Source organism: Kitasatospora sp. MMS16-BH015 (genome assembly GCF_002943525.1).
In the GTDB taxonomy this organism is placed as follows: domain Bacteria; phylum Actinomycetota; class Actinomycetes; order Streptomycetales; family Streptomycetaceae; genus Kitasatospora.
On record NZ_CP025394.1, the window covers coordinates 4660324 to 4675983 of the forward strand.

15 protein-coding genes are annotated in these 15660 nt (G+C 74.9%); 5 read left to right on the forward strand and 10 right to left on the reverse strand.

All coding sequences use genetic code 11. The features are described from left to right. Window positions 1–76: 76 nt before the first annotated feature. The 9 genes from CFP65_RS20110 to CFP65_RS20150 all read right to left on the reverse strand — a co-directional run bounded on the left by CFP65_RS20110 (window position 77) and on the right by CFP65_RS20150 (window position 10216). On the reverse strand, window positions 77–928 hold the full coding sequence (locus CFP65_RS20110) for an HAD family hydrolase (protein WP_104817477.1): 852 nt from the start codon (window positions 926–928) through the stop codon (window positions 77–79). Between the two features lie 53 nt (window positions 929–981). Beyond that, window positions 982–2256 (reverse strand): serine--tRNA ligase, encoded by a 1275-nt coding sequence (serS, locus tag CFP65_RS20115; protein WP_104817478.1) that lies wholly within the window; start codon window positions 2254–2256, stop codon window positions 982–984. A gap of 510 nt (window positions 2257–2766) precedes the next feature. Further along, window positions 2767–3702 carry a prephenate dehydratase gene (gene pheA / locus CFP65_RS20120; protein WP_104817479.1) on the reverse strand — a complete coding sequence of 312 codons (936 nt, stop codon included), beginning with the start codon at window positions 3700–3702 and terminating at the stop codon, window positions 2767–2769. Window positions 3703–3810: 108 nt separating this feature from the next. Further along, window positions 3811–5061, reverse strand: coding sequence for a Dyp-type peroxidase (locus CFP65_RS20125; protein ID WP_104817480.1), 1251 nt, complete (start codon window positions 5059–5061; stop codon window positions 3811–3813). Next, window positions 5058–7178 (reverse strand): FixH family protein, encoded by a 2121-nt coding sequence (locus CFP65_RS20130; RefSeq protein ID WP_104817481.1) that lies wholly within the window; start codon window positions 7176–7178, stop codon window positions 5058–5060. The genes CFP65_RS20125 and CFP65_RS20130 overlap by 4 nt, the downstream gene beginning before the upstream one ends. 6 nt (window positions 7179–7184) lie before the next feature. Further along, the gene (locus CFP65_RS20135) at window positions 7185–7670 is read right to left on the reverse strand and encodes a copper chaperone PCu(A)C (RefSeq protein WP_104817482.1); all 486 of its coding nucleotides are present in this window, start codon (window positions 7668–7670) and stop codon (window positions 7185–7187) included. Further along, on the reverse strand, window positions 7667–8335 hold the full coding sequence (locus CFP65_RS20140) for an SCO family protein (protein WP_104817483.1): 669 nt from the start codon (window positions 8333–8335) through the stop codon (window positions 7667–7669). Before CFP65_RS20140 ends, CFP65_RS20135 begins: the two co-directional genes overlap by 4 nt. 83 nt (window positions 8336–8418) lie before the next feature. Then, the gene (locus CFP65_RS20145; RefSeq protein ID WP_104817484.1) at window positions 8419–9144 is read right to left on the reverse strand and encodes a YcnI family protein; all 726 of its coding nucleotides are present in this window, start codon (window positions 9142–9144) and stop codon (window positions 8419–8421) included. A gap of 202 nt (window positions 9145–9346) precedes the next feature. Further along, a complete protein-coding gene (locus tag CFP65_RS20150) occupies window positions 9347–10216 on the reverse strand; it encodes a hypothetical protein (RefSeq protein ID WP_254552478.1) in 870 nt (289 codons plus the stop codon). 230 nt (window positions 10217–10446) lie between these two features. On the opposite strand from CFP65_RS20150, the gene CFP65_RS20155 reads away from it, so the two are divergent. From CFP65_RS20155 to CFP65_RS20175, 5 genes are all read left to right on the forward strand, one after another. Next, on the forward strand, window positions 10447–11076 hold the full coding sequence (locus CFP65_RS20155; RefSeq protein WP_174805555.1) for an ATP-binding protein: 630 nt from the start codon (window positions 10447–10449) through the stop codon (window positions 11074–11076). A 371-nt stretch (window positions 11077–11447) separates the two neighbouring features. After that, complete coding sequence (locus CFP65_RS20160) at window positions 11448–12365, forward strand: LysR family transcriptional regulator (protein ID WP_104817486.1); 918 nt, start codon at window positions 11448–11450, stop codon at window positions 12363–12365. A 116-nt stretch (window positions 12366–12481) separates the two neighbouring features. Beyond that, window positions 12482–13546: an allantoicase gene (gene alc / locus CFP65_RS20165; RefSeq protein ID WP_104821000.1), complete on the forward strand. Its 1065-nt coding sequence runs from the start codon at window positions 12482–12484 to the stop codon at window positions 13544–13546. A gap of 81 nt (window positions 13547–13627) precedes the next feature. Continuing rightward, the gene (locus tag CFP65_RS20170) at window positions 13628–13882 is read left to right on the forward strand and encodes a hypothetical protein (RefSeq protein ID WP_104821001.1); all 255 of its coding nucleotides are present in this window, start codon (window positions 13628–13630) and stop codon (window positions 13880–13882) included. A 118-nt stretch (window positions 13883–14000) separates the two neighbouring features. Next, on the forward strand, window positions 14001–15299 hold the full coding sequence (locus CFP65_RS20175; RefSeq protein WP_104817487.1) for an amidase: 1299 nt from the start codon (window positions 14001–14003) through the stop codon (window positions 15297–15299). Window positions 15300–15419: 120 nt separating this feature from the next. On the opposite strand, the gene CFP65_RS20180 is transcribed toward CFP65_RS20175, so the two are convergent. Continuing rightward, window positions 15420–15638 carry a DUF5302 domain-containing protein gene (locus CFP65_RS20180; protein WP_104817488.1) on the reverse strand — a complete coding sequence of 73 codons (219 nt, stop codon included), beginning with the start codon at window positions 15636–15638 and terminating at the stop codon, window positions 15420–15422. Window positions 15639–15660: the final 22 nt, after the last annotated feature.

Here is a 15660-nt window from a genome sequence, read left to right on the forward strand (position 1 = left end):
TAGGGGCGCGAGGAACTGCGCGCAGCGGTAGGCCACAGGCCGGTTGTCTTCCGCCCTCGCGCAGTTCCCCGCGCCCCTAGTGGTTGCCGTAGAGGCGTTCGAGCACGACGGCCACGCCGTCCTCATCGTTGCCGGCCGTCACCTCGTCGGCCACGGCCAACAGCGACGCGTGGGCGTTGGCCATCGCGACCCCGTGGGCGGCCCAGCCGAACATCGGGACGTCGTTGGGCATGTCGCCGAAGGCGATGGTCTGACGGGCCTTCACGCCGAGGCGGTGGGCGGCCACGGCCAGGCCGGTGGCCTTGGTCAGGCCGAGCGGGAGCAGCTCGACCACGCCGGGGCCGGCCATCACCACGCCCACCAGGTGGCCGGCGACCTGGTGCGCGCACTCGGCCAGCTCGTCGTCGCTGAGCCGTGGGTGCTGGATGTAGAGCTTGCTGACCGGCGTGGCCAGCAGGTCACTGCGATCGGTCGGCACGATCGGCAGGTCCGAGCCGATCTTCAGCGCGTAGCCGGGCCCGGCGAGCACCGAGCCGTCCAGCCCGTCCTCGCTGGCGGCCACGGCCAGGGTGCCGGTCTCGGCCTCGATCTTGGCCAGCGCGGTGGCGGCCAGGCGCCTGTCCAGGGTGAGCGAGGTGAGCAGCTTGTGCGCCCCCGCGTCGTATACCTGGGCGCCCTGGCCGCAGACGGCCAGACCGGTGTAGCCGATCTCGTCGAAGATCGGCCGGGCCCAGGTCGCGCCGCGGCCGGTCACGATGATGTGCACGGCCCCGGCCGCCTGAGCGGTGGCCAGCGCGGCCCTGGTGCGCTCGGAGACCGTCTCGGCGGTGCTGAGCAGCGTGCCGTCCAGGTCGGTGGCGACCAACCGGTAGGGCAGCTCGGGGGAGGCCCCCTGGGAGTCGGGGCGGTGCTGGCCGGTGATGCTCATCTGGCGTACGTCTCCCAGGGGGTTCTGCTCCGGCGGGGGCCCGCCGGTGGCGGCTACTTGACGGGCTCCAGGACGGTGCGACCGCCGAGGTAGGGGCGAAGCGCCTCGGGCACCAGGACGGAGCCGTCGGCCTGCTGGTGGTTCTCCAGGACCGCCACGATCACGCGCGGCACGGCGACCAGGGTGCCGTTGAGGGTGGCGAGCGGACGCACGCCGTTCTCGTCGCGCATCCGGATGGAGAGGCGGCGGGACTGGTACTCGGTGGTGTTCGAGGTGGAGGTGACCTCGCGGTACTTGCCCTGGGTCGGGATCCAGGCCTCGATGTCGAACTTGCGGGCGGCCGAGGCGCCGAGGTCGCCGGAGGCGACGTCGATCACCCGGTAGGGCAGCTCGAGCGCGGTGAGGAAGTCCTTCTCCCACTGGAGCAGGCGGCGGTGCTCCGCCTCGGCCTCCTCCGGCGTGGTGTAGACGAACATCTCCACCTTCTCGAACTGGTGCACCCGGATGATGCCGCGGGTGTCCTTGCCGTAGGTGCCCGCCTCGCGGCGGAAGCAGGAGGAGTAACCGGCGTACCGCAGCGGGAGCTTGTCCGCGTCGATGATCTCGTCCATGTGGTACGCCGCGAGCGGGACCTCGCTGGTACCGACCAGGTACCGGTCCTCCTCCTCGAGGAAGTACACGTTCTCCGCGGCCTGACCGAGGAAGCCGGTGCCGTCCATCGCGGCCGGGCGGACCAGCGCGGGGGTGATCATCGGGATGAAGCCGGCCGCGGTGGCCTGGGCGATCGCCATGTTGACCAGGGCGAGCTCGAGCAGCGCGCCGACGCCGGTCAGGTAGTAGGAGCGCGAACCGGCCACCTTGGCGCCGCGCTCGGTGTCGATGGCGCCGAGGATCTGGCCCAGCTCGACGTGGTCCTTGGGCTCGAAGCCCTCGGCCGCGAAATCGCGCGGGGTGCCGATCTCCTCGAGGGTGAGGAAGTCCTCCTCGCCGCCGACCGGGGCGGCCGGGTCGATCAGGTTGGCCAGCGAGCGGAGCAGGCGGTCGGCCTCCTCCTTCGCGGCCGACTGCTCGGCGTCGGCGGCCTTCACCTCGGCGGCCAGCTCCTTGGTGCGCAGGAGCAGCGCGGCCTTCTCGTCGCCCTGGGCCTTGGCGACCTGCTTGCCCAGTGTCTTCTGCTCGTTGCGGAGCTCGTCGAAGCGACTGCCCGACGACCGGCGCCGTTCGTCGGCAGAGAGGAGGGCGTCGACGAGGTCGACGTCCTCACCACGGACGCGCTGCGAGGCGCGCACTCGGTCGGGGTCCTCACGGAGCAGGCGAAGGTCAATCACGGGGCCCAGCCTACCGGGGCGGGGGCCCCGGACCGGAATGGTTTGCCCGCCTGTGGACAACCGGCCCGAATCTGTGGATAACCATGGTGGGAATCCGACGCCCAGGGAGTTGTCCACAGGCTGTGCGGGCGGGCTGTGGAGAGCCGCTGGACCGGGGGAAGAAGTGGCGCGCTACCGAGGAATTGAGGTTTGAAACCTCGATACACCTTCTCAGGTGAGGTAATTCGCTCACTCGGAACGGTGAAATGGTGGATCCGAGCTGACATTGGTCCGATTGGTGGACCTTGCGGCGCTATCAGATGATCTGACCAGTTCCCCCAATGTATATGCCGGTTTGTCGACTCATCCCCAGGGCTGTGGATAACTGTGGGTGGTCACAGCCTGTGGAAAGCGACCCCGGCCTGTGGATGAACGGTCACCGTCCGCCCACCCGCCCGGGCGGTGGTTGCACCGCCCGGGTGAACTCCGGCGCTGTTACGAAAAGGACCGTTTCGGCCGGGAAATGACCGCTCAGAGCTCGCCGCGACCGTCCAGGCAGCGGGAGAGCCAGTCGGCCGCCGCGCTGAAGTCCTGATCCGAGGTGCCCGGCCGGCGCAGCGAGGACGCCCCCTCGTCGGCCCGGGGGTAGGAGCCGAGGAAGCGCACCTGCGGGCAGATCCGCTTGAGCCCCATCAGGGCCTCGCTCACCCGCCGCTCGCTGAGGTGCCCCTCGCAGTCGATCAGGAAGCAGTAGTTGCCGATCCCCTCGCCGGTCGGTCGGGATTCGATCCGCATCAGGTTGATCCCGCGCACCGCGAACTCCTGTAGCAGCTCGAGCAGCGCACCCGGGTGATCGTCCGGCAGCCAGACCACCATCGAGGTCTTGTCCCGCCCGGTCGGCGAGGAGACCCGGCCCGGGCGGCCGACCAGCACGAACCGGGTGGTCGCGTTGGCGGCGTCGTGGATGTCGGAGACCAGGACGTCCAGCCCGTACAGCGGTGCGGCGAACTCGCCCGCGAAGGCCCCGTCGAAGCGGCCCTCCTGCACCAGCCGGGCGCCGTCCGCGTTCGAGGCGGCCGACTCCCAGCGCGAGTCCGGCAGGTTGGCGGCGATCCACTTGCGCACCTGCGGCTGCGCCACCGGGTGGCTGGTCACCGTCTTGATGTCCGCCAGCGTGGTGCCCGGCCGCACCAGCAGTGCGAAGGTGATCGGCAGCAGCACCTCGCGGTAGATCATCAGCGGCGACCCGGCGGCCAGTTCGTCACTGGTCGCGGTGACGGCCCCCTCCACCGAGTTCTCCACCGGCACGAACGCCCCACTGGCATCCCCCGCCCGCACCGCGTCCAGCACCGCCGGCACCGAGGTCAGCGGCACCAGCTCCCGGGTGGCCGCCTCGGGCAGCGTGCGCAGCGCGGCCTCGGTGAAGGTGCCCTCGGGCCCGAGATAGGTGTAGCGGGTCGCCGACATGCCGCCTCCGTCGCGAAACTGGGTTGGGTGAGCCAGCTTAGACAGCTGCCCGCATAGCGCACCGATAACGTCCGAAGGCCGGGCACCGGGCCCGGCCGGGGTCTACAGTCACCCCTCCAGCAGCTGCTGCCCCACGTAGCCGCCCGCGGGGGCGGCCGGGGGAACGGCCCAGAGGCCGCTCGCCTCGTGGCGGAGGAAGCGGGAGAGGCCGTCGCCGCGGGCCAGCCGCTGCTGGACCGGGACGAAGCCGTGGGCCGGGTCGGCCTGGAAGGCCAGGAAGAGCAGGCCGGCGTCGGGGGTGCCGTCGGGGCGCAGGCCGTCCGCGTAGCTGAAGCCGCGCCGCAGCATCGCCGCCCCGCCGTTGGCCGCCGGGGCGGCCAGCCGGATGTGGGCGTCCGGGGCGATCGCCAGGGTGCCGTCCGGCCGCTGGGCGGCCAGGTCGGCGGGGGTGTGCTCGGTGCCGCCGGAGAGCGGCGCACCGTCGGTCTTCCGCCGTCCGATCACCCGCTCCTGACGCTCCCTCGGCAGGTTGTCCCAGTTGTCGAGCAGCATCCGGATCCGCCGCTGCACCAGGTACGTGCCGCCGGCCAGCCAGTCCGGTCCGGTCGCGAAGACCAGGCCGTCGAAGCCCGCCGAGCCCGGCTGCGGGTTGTTGGTGCCGTCCAGCTGCCCCATCAGGTTGCGGACCGTCAGCGGCTTGCCGGTCGCCCCCGGGGTGCGGCTGAAGCCCGCCATCTGCCAGCGCGGGCGGGCCAGCCCGGCGGCGGCGCGCAGCAGGGCGCGGTGCGCGTGCCAGGCCACCAGCGCGTCGTCCGCGCCGATCTGCAGCCAGAGGTCGCCGTCGGAGCGGGCCGGGTCCAGCGCGTCCTCGGGGAAGGCGGGCAGCGGGGTCAGCGCGGCCGGCCGACGGGCCGTCAGCCCGGCCTTGTCGAACAGCGTCGGGCCGAAGCCGAAGGTGACGGTCAGCGAGCAGGGCCCGGCGTCCGCCGCGACCAGGTCGTCCTCGGGCAGCTCCTCGCCCAGGGTGAGGCGCTCGGCCGTGGCCGACCAGCGGCGCAGCAGCTTCTGCAGCCCGGCCCGGCCGGCGGCCGGCTCCAGGTCGAACCCGGCCAGCTGTACGGCCGCCTGCTGCGGCTCCAGGATCCCGGCCTGGTGCGGCCCCCGGAAGGCCACCCCGCGCGCGCCGAGCGCCCCACTGCGACCGTCCCCCGCGAGCGCCCGCCCACCGGCCAGCCCGCCGCCGGCCCCGACGGCCAGCCCGGCGGCGGCCCCGCCGAGCACGGCCCGCCGGGACACCCTGCGGGCATCGTCCCGTTCGGTGGATCCGCTCGGTGCGGCGGCTGGGGTCGGTCCGGTCATCCGATCGTCACCGGCTTCACCTGGGTGTCCTGGTCGAAGTCGGAGGAGCGGACCACCACCGAGGCCACCCAGTCGCCGGCCAGCGGGAGTTGGACGGTGCCGCTCCAGCGGCCGGTGCCGGTGGGCTGGAGGGTGACCGGGAGCGGGCCGAGGTCGCGGTCGGGCAGGGTGAAGGCCACCTGCACCTCGGGCACGGCCACCGGCTTGCCGCTCTCGTCCGCGATGGTCACCTGCACGGCGTTCTGCCCGGTGGCGGCGGGCCCGAGGGCGACCGTGGCGGTGCCCTTCGAGCCGGGCGTCTTGCCGCCGGTGTTGTACGGCAGCTTGAGCTCCACGCTCTTGCCCGGCACGGTGCCGGGCACGTTCGGCGCCGAGGTCGCCTTGGCGGGCCCCGGCCCGTTCCCGGTGGCGGCCACCGCCTGGGCCACCCGCCCGGGCGGCGAGTTGGTCAGCATCGTGGTGACCACCAGCACGGCCACCCCGACCCCGGCCTCCACCAGCACCGAGCGCCGCAGCCCGGCCCGCGCGGGCGTCCCGTCCTGGGCCTTGCGCTGCTTCGCCTTGGCCACCGCCGCCTGCTGCCGCGCCAGCTGCGCGGCCCGGGCGGGATCGGCGGCGCCGGCTTCCTCGGTCCGCGTGCTCACGGACGGCGACGCCGTCCCGGTCTCCGTGGTGGCTGCCGTGTCCTCGGCGGGGCCGAGCCGGGTCAGCCAGCCCCGGGAGAACCAGGCCACGCCGACCATCGCGACCACGCAGCCGGTCTTGATCAGCAGCAGGCGGCCGTACTCGGTGCCGGTCAGCGCGCCCCAGGAGCCGACGCCGCGCCAGGACTGGTAGACGCCGGTGACCACCAGGACCACCACGGACCAGAACGCGAGCTTGGAGAACAGCTGCACCGCCGCCGTCTCCAGCCCGTGCCGGAGGCCGACCAGCACGGTGACCAGCCCGCCGAGCCAGAGCGCCATCGCCAGCAGGTGCAGCGCACCCAGCGGCAGCGCCAGCGCGACCTGGATGCCCACCGAGGCGTGGTCGGCCCCGACCCAGGTGGCCGAGAGGGCGATCGCGAGCACCAGCCCGGCCACCCCCAGCCCGAGCCGCGCCTCCCGCAACGGCCGCTCGGCGGCCCGCTGCTCCAGCTTCCGCAGCTCGGCCTCCTCCGCCTCCTCGACGGCCCTGCCCGAGGCTTCGCCGGAGCCCACTCCCGGCGCCGGCCGGCCGGCCCCGCCGTCCCGGGCGCCGCGCCCCCGCGCGCTCCCGTCGGAAGTCCCGTCCCCGGCCTCGTCCGCCGTCCCGTCCGTCCGGTCCGTGCCGTTCGGCTCCGTCGCCGGCTGCGCGCCGCCCAGCTGGCCGACCAGCAGGGAGAGGAAGACCCCGCCGGCCGCGAGCAGCAGCAGCCGGGCCGAGAGGGCGGTGCCGATCCGCTCCTCCAGTGTGGTGCGGACCAGGCTCAGGTCGAGGGCCTGGCCGATGCCGGTGCCGCGTTCGTACGGGCCGCGCAGCAGCAGGACGGCCACCGTGGCCACCAGCAGGGCGACCCAGCCGGCCATCAGCAGGCGCTGGACCCGGACCACGCCGGCCCCCCGGGGCCAGCAGATCAGCACGAAGGCGGCGGCGCCGGCCAGCAGCGCGAAGGCCAGGTAGGCGATCACCCGGCCGGTGCCGTAGGCGAAGGCGACCAGCGGGTCGGCCTTGCCGCCGGTGTCGACGGCGGCGGCCGAGACGGTGGTCGCGGAGGGGGCGCCGATGGAGAAGGTGAAGGCGCCGCCGACGGGGTGGGAGTCCTCGGAGACGGCCCGCCAGGCCACGGTGTAGGTGCCGTTGGCGAGGCCGGAGTTCAGTTGGACGCGGGCGGTGTCGGCCTTGCCGTCCGCGTGGCCCGGGTTGCCCTGGTCGACCGCCTTGCCGTCGGGGCCGAGCACCCGGACGGAGTCCGGGGCGAGCGAGACGCCCTCGCTGAAGGTGAGCGTCACGGCGGCGGGCGCCGTCGGCACCACGGCGTTCTGCGACGGGTCGGTGCTGATCAGCGTGGCGTGGGCGGCGGCGCTGCCGGCGCCGGCCACCAGCAGGATCAGCGCTGCGCCGAGTGCGGCGAGCAGGGCCCCGAGCCTTCTCAACATGTTCGGCTAGCTCCCGGGTCGGTAGGTGAGCGGCTTGACCGGCACCTGGACGGTGATGGTGGCGCCCTTGGCGAAGGTCAGGTCCAGTTCGAGCTGGTCCCCCACGGCGGGGTTGCGGTCCCACCCCATGATCATCAGGTGGTTGCCGCCCCGGTCCAGCCGCAGGCTGCCGTGCGCGGGCACGGGCAGCGCCTCCACCTCCTCCATGGTGGAGCCGGTCGAGCGGTGCATGGTGACCGACTTGGCCTCCGGGCTGCTCACCTTGACCAGCTCGTCGTCCCCGCCGCCGCTGTTGCTGACCGTCAGGTAGCCGGCGCCCATCCCACCGGGGGTGGCCGGCAGCGGTATGTAGGAGCCGGAGACGCTCAGCTCGCTGGCGCCGCTCGGGGCGGGCTTGTCGTCGGAGCCGCAGGCGACCAGGAAGGTGCCGGCGGTGAGCACGGCGGCCAGGCCGGCGCCGAGCAGGGCGGTGCGGCGGAACCGGTGGCTCATGCGGGCACCCCCTTGGCGAGCAGGGCCAGGTCGTGGGTGTAGGTCTCGGTGCTGGACCCGCTCAGGTAGAGCAGGTGGGCCTTGTCGTCGGAGGGCAGGAAGGCGAGCACCTGGGCGCCGTGGGTGGAGGTCACGCTGCCGTCCTTGTTGACGATCGGGTCCTCGACCATGATGCCGAGCGGCTTGGCGGCCGCCTTGACCTTCGTCAGGTCGCCGGTGAGCCCGACGAAGTTCTTGCCCATCGAGTCCAGCCAGGTGCGCAGCACCTTGGGGGTGTCGCGGACGGGGTCGGTGGAGACGAAGACCACGTCGATCTTCTTCTGCTCCTCCGGCGAGAGCTTGGACATCGCCACGCCGATGTCGCCCATGGTGGTGGGGCAGACGTCCGGGCAGCTGGTGTAGCCGAAGAAGAGCAGGGTGGGGTGGCCGGCGGTCTGCTTGCGCAGGTCGAAGGGCTGGCCGGAGGTGTCGTTCAGCACCAGGTCGGGCTTGTCGAAGTGCTTGCTCAGCACGGTGCCCTGGTACGGGGAGTTGTTGGTCTCCTTGACCACCTTGGCGGCGCCGTCGGTGGAGCCGCCGCCGGAGCCGCAGGCGCTCAGCGAGAGCGCGGCGGTCAGCGCGAGGGCGGCGGCGGCCAGCAGGCGGGGGCGTCGGGAGCTTGGCATGCGGTGAGTCCCATCTGGGGTGGTGCGGCTGGTGGTGCACCGGCCGGCCGGGGCCGGTTCTCGGGCCCCGGCCGGCCGGGGGGTCAGTTGGCGCTGCTCTTGCGGCGCAGGCCCGCGACGCCGAGGGCGGCGCCGATCACGCCGACCACGATGCCGACCACGCCGAGGGTGCGGGCGGCGTTGTCGCTGCCGCCGCTCTTGCCGCTCGCGGCGGCGGCCTGGTCCTGCGAGGCGCCGCCGGCGGCGTGGTGGTCGCCGGCCGCGTCGGCCTTGGTGAGGGTCAGGGTGGGCGCCGGGTGCGCGGGCTCGGCCTGGCCTTCCTTGGCCTCGTCGATCCAGCGGACCACGTTGCCGTCGTCGTAGGTCTGCAGCGCCTTGAAGGTGAGCTTCTCGGTGTCGGCCGGCATGGCGCCGAGCGAGACCCGGAACTCCTGGAACTGGCCGGGTGCGACCTTGGTGCCGGGCTCGGCGGTCCAGGTGATCTTGGAGACGGCCTCGGTGATGTCCTGGCCGTGCGACTTCAGCGGCTTGTCGAGCTTGGACTTCTCCAGGGTGGCCGTCCAGCCCGGCAGCGGCTGGGTGCGGACGGAGGCCATCGGGTGGTCCATCGGCAGGCTGACCTCGAGCTTCACGGTGGAGGCGGTGTCGCTCTCGTCCGGCACCCGGAAGGCGACGGCGGTGTACCCGCCCTGGGCGGCCTGGCCGGGCTGCACGGTCACGTGCGCGAAGGCGGGCGAGGCCACGGCGACCAGGGCGGCGGTGGCCACGGCGGTGGTGGCGGCCAGGCGGTGGGCGGAGGTGAAGCGCATGGAAGTACTCCAGACAGGAGGGCACCCGGGCGCCCCGCAGGAGGGCGGGCCGGTGCACGGAAAGAGGCTGTGGGGTGGGCGCCGCCCGTGCGCGGGGTGCGCGGCCGTACCTCTCGGGTACGCAGCCGTGCTCGCGGTACGTGGGCGGCGGTGCGCGCGGCGCACCCCGGGGCCTCCTCCGGTCGGTCGGAGCGGGGCCGGGTCAGTGCGCCGGGAGGGCGGCCGGCGGACCGCGCCGGCTGAGGGTGTGGCGCAGCGAGGCCGCGGTCGGCAGCGCCCAGTCCTCCGGGCGCTCGGCCTGCGGCCGGTACGGGCCGGCGGCGGTGCCCAGCAGCGCGGCGGCGAGCAGCGCGAGGGCGCGGCGCAGCGGGGCCGCGTACTCCTGGGCCACCTCGTACGCGGCGTCCCTGGTCGCGGTGGCGGCCAGCCGGAGCAGCCGCCAGACGGCGGCCTCGCCGCGCCGCAGCCACCAGCCGGCCAGCACGGCGGCGGCCAGGTGGCCGAGCAGCATGGCCGGGGTGAAGCCGAGGAAGGCGGCGTGCGGCGCGGCGGTCGCGTACGCCTGCGGGTCGAGCCCGGCGGCGCTCACCACCTGCTCGGGGGTGAAGCCGGCCGGCACGGCGGTCAGGCCGGTGTGCGGGTCGTCGTCGCAGAGCAGCCGCCCGGCGACCTGGGCCAGCGGGCTGCTGCCGCCGCCCATCCCCGGCATCCCGGCCATGCCGGCCATCGGCCGGGCCGGGTCGGCCGACAGGCCGCCGAGGTGGCCCGCGCAGTAGTGGAAGAGCAGGTGCAGGCCGAGCTGGCCCGCGCCGAGCGCCCCGGCGATGGCGGTGAGCGAACGCTCCCGGCCGCCGAGCAGCGCGGCGAGCAGGCAGACGGCGGTGAAGCCGAGGGCCAGCGTGGGCGCGGAGACCGTACCGGCGCCGAGCAGGGCGTGACCTGCGGCGGCGACCAGCGTGCAGACCAGGGCGAACGGCACGGCCCGGGCCACGCGCAGGTCCCAGGCGGCGGCCGGGCCCGGAATCTCCGGGGCGGCGGCGCCTGTGCGCGCGGGGACGGTGACGGTAGCCATGGCCGAGTCATCCTCTCATCACCTACCGCAGCCGTCCGGGGAGGGTGCGGAAATACATCAGAATGCCCCGTTCGGCCCCGGCGCGTGGCCGCCCGCACGCGCCGTTCGGCACAGCGCGCTGCGCCAGTCCATCCGCCGAACGGGCGGTACCGGCCCCGCTGAACGGTTCACCACGAGATCGGTCGGAGATACCTAGTTGTATGTGGAGCCGCAGCCAGGAGGGACCTCCCGTGGACATCTGGTGGACTCTGCACCTCAAGCGCGACCCGGCCAGCGTGCCGCTGGCCCGGCGCATCCTGCTCGGCGCCATGGACACCGCCGGGGTCGACCCGCAGGTCGCCCACGACCTCGGGGTGGCCCTGACCGAAGCCTGCGCCAACGCGGTCGAGCACGGGGTGGGCGGTGACCCGGACGAGGGCTTCCAGATCACCGCCTCGATCGAGGGCGACCGGCTCCGGATCGAGGTCACCGACACCGGCCCCGGCCTGCCGCCGCTCGCCACCCCGCTGCTGCCGCCTCCGCTGCCCCGGCTGCGCCGCCCGGCCGCCGCCCGCCCGGCGGCCTGCCGCCGCAGCCGCCGCGGCCGGGCCACCCTGCCGGCCCCCGTCCCGACCCGCCCGCGCACCACGGGCCCCTACGACACCCACGTCCTCCCGCCGCGCCGCCCGGCCGCCCCGGTCCGCACCCCCGAGTTCGACACCGTGCCCGACCTGCTCGCCGAGAGCGGCCGCGGCCTCTTCCTGATCCACGCCCTCACCGACCACGTCCAACTCCGCAACCACCCGCTGCGCGGCGCCACGGTGACCTTCGACAAGCTGCTCAAGTGGCAGGACAAGCAGCTCTTCTCGGTCGCCTCCTGAGCCGCTCCCCCTCGTCGGCCCGGCCACCTCCGTCCTCCCCGGCCGCCTCCGGCCTCCCCGGCACACCGATCGGCAGGCCGTCGCGCACCCCGTCTCGCGCACGCCGTCTCGCGCACGCCGCTTCCCGCTTCCCGCTTCCCGCTTCCCGCTTCCCGCACCTCGCCTCGCGCACGCTGCTCCTCGCCTCGCGCACGCCGCTCCCCGCTCCCCGCTTCCCGCTCCTCGCCTCGCGCACCCCGTCTCCCGCTCCCCGCTTCCCGCTCCCGCCTCCCGCCTCGTGCCTCCCGTCTCGCGCACGCCGCCTCGCGCACCGCGTCTCCCGCTCCCCGCCTCCCGCGCCCATGGCGGGCTGCTCGCCCTAGGGTGGCGGAATGGCGGTGGACTGGGACGTACGGAAGTTGCGGGTGCTGCGGGCGGTGGCCGAGTGCGGCACTGTCACGGCCGCCGCCGAGCGGCTGCTGCTCTCGCCCTCGGCGGTGTCGCAGCAGCTGGCCGCGCTGGGGCGGCAGGTCGGGGCGCCGATGGTGGAGCCGGACGGGCGGCGGGTGCGGCTGACAGGGGCGGCCCGGCTGCTGCTGCGGCACGCCGATCGGGTGCTGGGCCAGCTGGAGTCGGCGGAGGCGGAGCTGGCGGGCTATCTGCACGGGGCGGCGGGCGAGGTGCGGGTCGGGGCGTTCGCCACCGCGATCGGTGCGCTGGTCGTGCCGATGGCGGCCCGACTCCGCTCAGCTGCACCGGAGTTGAAGGTGACGGTGGTGGAGGCCGAGGCCGCCGAGGCGTACCGCCTGCTGGCGGCGGGCGAGGTGGACCTGGCGGTCTCGCTGGACACGGGCGCGGCTGCGCCGGACGCGCCGTTCGGTCAACTGCCGCTGCTGTCCGACCCGTTGGACGTGGCCCTGCCGGTCGGGCATCCGTCGGCGGGGGTGCCGGAGTTGCGGCTGGCCGAGTTGGCGGGCGAGCCGTGGATCTTCGGGGCGGCCGGGCCCTGGGCCGAGATCACCCTGGGGGCCTGTGCGGATGCGGGCTTCGTGCCGGAGCGGGCGCACACGGCGGCCGACTGGGCGGCGATCCTGGCGCTGGTCGCGGGCGGGCTCGGGGTGGCGCTGGTGCCCCGGCTGGCGGTGGCGGCTGCGGTACGGCCGGCCGGGGTGGTGGTGCGGTCGCTGCCGGCCGACCTGCCGGCCCGGCGGGTGGTGGCGGCGGTGCGGCGGGAGGCGGCGGGGGCGCCGCCGCTGCGGCGGGCCCTGACGGAGCTGCGCGGGGTGGCGGCGGAGCTCGGGCAACCATGAAGGCTGACTTCACGTTCTGATCAGAACTATGCGATGGACCTGAACGGATCCCCGGGAGGAGAGTGGAACTCGCCGAGACAGCGCCCCGCACACCGCGAAGGAGCAGCCCTGTGACCATCACCGACACCGCACTCGACCTCGCCGCCGCCCCGTACGCCGGCGGCGACCCGTACGCCGACTACCGGGCCGCCGGGGCCCACGAGTTCACCGGCCTGACCGATCTCGCCGACCGGCGGCTCGGCGGCGCCGTGGTCGCGGCGGGGGACGAGTTCTTCGCCGACCGGGAGAACCTGCTGCTGCCGGGGCGGCCCGAGTTCCGCCCGCACACCTTCGGCAACAAGGGCCAGCTGATGGACGGTTGGGAGACCAGGCGGCGCCGCGGCGGGGCCGACGGCGGGCTGCGGCCGACCGGCGAGGAGTACGACTGGGCGCTGATCCGGCTGGGCGTCCCGGGCGTGGTGCACGGCGTGCTGGTCGACACCGCGCACTTCCGGGGCAACCACCCGCCCGCCGTCTCCGTGGAGGCGGTGGAACTGCCCGGCACCCCGGGCCCGGCCGAGCTGGCCGCCGCCGACTGGCGGCCCCTGGTGCCGCGTTCGGCGGTGCGCGGCCACGCCGCCAACCTCTTTGCCGTGCAGGGCGGTTCGCGCGTCACCCACCTGCGGCTGCGGCAGTACCCGGACGGCGGGATCGCCCGGCTGCGGGTGTACGGCGAGGCGCGGCCGGACCCGCGCTGGCTGGCGGCACTGGGCACCTTCGACCTGGCTGCGCTGGAGTACGGCGGGGTGGTCGAGGACGCCTCGGACCGGTTCTACTCCGAGCCGACCAACGTGCTGCTGCCGGACCGCTCCCGGGTGATGGGCGACGGCTGGGAGACCAAGCGCCGCCGCGACGAGGGCCACGACTGGCTGCGGCTGCGGCTCGCCGGGCGCGGCACCGTCCGTGCGGTGGAGATCGACACCGCCAACTACCTGGGCAACGCGGCCGGTTGGGTCACCCTCTCCGGCCGGGACGGCGAGCAGGGCGACTGGTTCGAGCTGCTGCCCCGGCTCGCCCTCCAGCCGGACACCTGCCACCGCCTCCCGCTGCCCGTGCACCGCCCGGCCACCCACGTCCGCCTCGACGTCTTCCCGGACGGCGGGATCGCCCGGCTGCGCCTGCACGGCAGCCTGAGCGAGTAGCCGGCCGGAGCGGCCCCCGGGTGGTCCTGACGGCCTAACCGGGGTTGCCCGGTCGGGGCCGCGGTTCGCAGCATGGTGATCATGGACCATCAGATGCGGGCCGAGTACGGCCCGAACGGCCCCGAGGCCGGGGTGAAGAGCTGGCACATCGTGGCGGAGGACCCGGTCAAGGCCATGTGCGGCCGCGAACTCTCCGCCGAGGCGGAGACCCGCGACCCCAGCCGCTGGGGCGAGCAGCCCAAGCTCTCCTGCCACACCTGCGGCGCGCTGCTGCTGCGCGAGTCGCCGTACCTCCCGGCCGAGCACGAGGAGCGGGACCGCCCCTCCGCCTGGTGAAGCGGGCCCTGGTGGGCTCGGCCGCCCGCGCTCGGCTCGGCCGCCCGTGCTCGGCCCGGCCGCCCGCGCTCGGCCCGGCGCCGGGGCGCGGGCCCGGTGCGGTCGTACAGTCGGCGGCATGGAGCCCCTGATCCACCCCGTACCGCTGCGGACCGGACACCCCGAGGAGCCCGGGTACGTCGACCGGCTCTGCACCCGGATCGACCGGGTCGACCCGGTGGTCCAGGCGTTCGTGCCCGAGCCCGGCCGGTACGGGCGGCTCACCGCCGAGGCGGCCGGGCTGGTCCGGGCCACCGCGCTCGCCACGGCCGGGCCCGGGCCGCTCTACGGGGTGCCGGTCGGGGTCAAGGACGTGATCCACGTCGACGGGCTGCCCACCCACGGCGGCTCCGCGCTGCCGCCCGGCGTGCTCACCGGCCCGGAGGGCACGGCGGTGCGGCGGCTGCGGGCGGCGGGGGCACTGGTGGCGGGCAAGACCACCACCGCCGAGTTCGCGGTGCTCGCCCCGGGCCCGACCCGCAACCCGTACGACCTGGCCCACACCCCCGGCGGTTCGAGCAGCGGCTCGGCCGTGGCCGTGGCCACCGGGCTGGTGCCGCTGGCGCTCGGCACCCAGACCGTCGGCTCGATGATCCGCCCGGCCGCGTACTGCGGCGTGGTCGCCTACCGGCCGGGCCTCGGCCGGATGCCGGTGGACGGGGTGATCCTGCATGCGCCCAGCCTGGACACCCTCGGCGTCTTCACCGCCGAACTGGCCGGCGCCGAGCTGGCTGCGGCCCTGCTCTGCGACAGCTGGACCCCGGTGACCGACCCCGGCCGCCCGCCGGTGCTCGGCGTGCCCGAGGGACCGTACCTGGACCGGACCCACCCGACCGCGCGGGCCGTCTTCGAGCAGCAGCTGCGGGCGCTGGCCGAGCTCGGGGTGACGGTCCGGCGGGTGCCGGTGATGGCGGGCTTCGAGGAGGTGGTCCGGGACCTGCGGACGATCATCCGGTACGAGCTGGCCCAGGGGCACGCCGACTGGTTCGCCCGGTTCGGGCAGCTCTACCGGGCGGAGACGGTCAACGCGATCCGGTTGGGGCGGGAGTTCGACGCGGCCGACCACGCGGCCGCCCTGCGGGCCCGCGACCTTTTCCGGCAGCAGCTGGCCGACACCACGGCCGCGGCCGGCCTCGACCTCTGGGTGGCCCCGGCGGCCCCGAGCACCGCCCCGGCCGGCCTGGAGACCACCGGCGACGCCGTGATGTCGCTGCCCTGGAGCTTCGCCGGCCTGCCCGCCCTCGCCCTGCCCGCCGGCCGCAGCCCCGAGGGCCTCCCGTACGGCCTCCAACTCATCGCCCCGGCCGGGGCCGACGAGCGCCTGCTCGCCCTGGCCCGCCCGCTCGAAGGCACCCTCGACCGCACCTGGCCCTGCTGACGCCACCCACTGGACTCCGAAACGCGGCCGGGCTTCGAACGCGGCCGGGCTTCGAACGCGGCCGGGCCGGCCGGGTGACGTTGCACCCGGCCGGCCCGGTCCCTCGGCTGCGGCGGAGCCTCAGCCGCCGCTCTTGCGGCGGAAGTTGCGCTTGGCACCGGCGGCCGCGTGGGTGCCGTGGATCTTGGAATCGCCCCCCGCGCCACCGGCGGCGTCCTTGTGGCCGCCCTGCTTGCGGGCCAGCGCGGCCAGGAACTTGGCCTTCTGGTCGTCCTGTTCCCCGCCGCCGGCGGCCGACCCGCCCTCGTTCTCCTCGGGTACGACTGCTTCGCTGCTCATACGGACCTCCTCGGCGGTAGGG

Excerpts from the sequence above, each read along its gene's own strand:
- CFP65_RS20180 (WP_104817488.1), bottom strand. The coding sequence starts at position 15,638 with ATGAGCAGCGAAGCAGTCGTACCCGAGGAGAACGAGGGCGGGTCGGCC.
- CFP65_RS20170 (WP_104821001.1), top strand. The coding sequence starts at position 13,628 with ATGGACCATCAGATGCGGGCCGAGTACGGCCCGAACGGCCCCGAGGCC.
- CFP65_RS20140 (WP_104817483.1), bottom strand. The coding sequence starts at position 8,335 with ATGCCAAGCTCCCGACGCCCCCGCCTGCTGGCCGCCGCCGCCCTCGCG.
- CFP65_RS20175 (WP_104817487.1), top strand. The coding sequence starts at position 14,001 with ATGGAGCCCCTGATCCACCCCGTACCGCTGCGGACCGGACACCCCGAG.
- CFP65_RS20150 (WP_254552478.1), bottom strand. The coding sequence starts at position 10,216 with ATGGCTACCGTCACCGTCCCCGCGCGCACAGGCGCCGCCGCCCCGGAG.
- CFP65_RS20135 (WP_104817482.1), bottom strand. The coding sequence starts at position 7,670 with ATGAGCCACCGGTTCCGCCGCACCGCCCTGCTCGGCGCCGGCCTGGCC.
- pheA (WP_104817479.1), bottom strand. The coding sequence starts at position 3,702 with ATGTCGGCGACCCGCTACACCTATCTCGGGCCCGAGGGCACCTTCACC.
- CFP65_RS20110 (WP_104817477.1), bottom strand. The coding sequence starts at position 928 with ATGAGCATCACCGGCCAGCACCGCCCCGACTCCCAGGGGGCCTCCCCC.
- CFP65_RS20145 (WP_104817484.1), bottom strand. The coding sequence starts at position 9,144 with ATGCGCTTCACCTCCGCCCACCGCCTGGCCGCCACCACCGCCGTGGCC.
- CFP65_RS20160 (WP_104817486.1), top strand. The coding sequence starts at position 11,448 with ATGGCGGTGGACTGGGACGTACGGAAGTTGCGGGTGCTGCGGGCGGTG.
- CFP65_RS20125 (WP_104817480.1), bottom strand. The coding sequence starts at position 5,061 with ATGACCGGACCGACCCCAGCCGCCGCACCGAGCGGATCCACCGAACGG.
- CFP65_RS20130 (WP_104817481.1), bottom strand. The coding sequence starts at position 7,178 with ATGTTGAGAAGGCTCGGGGCCCTGCTCGCCGCACTCGGCGCAGCGCTG.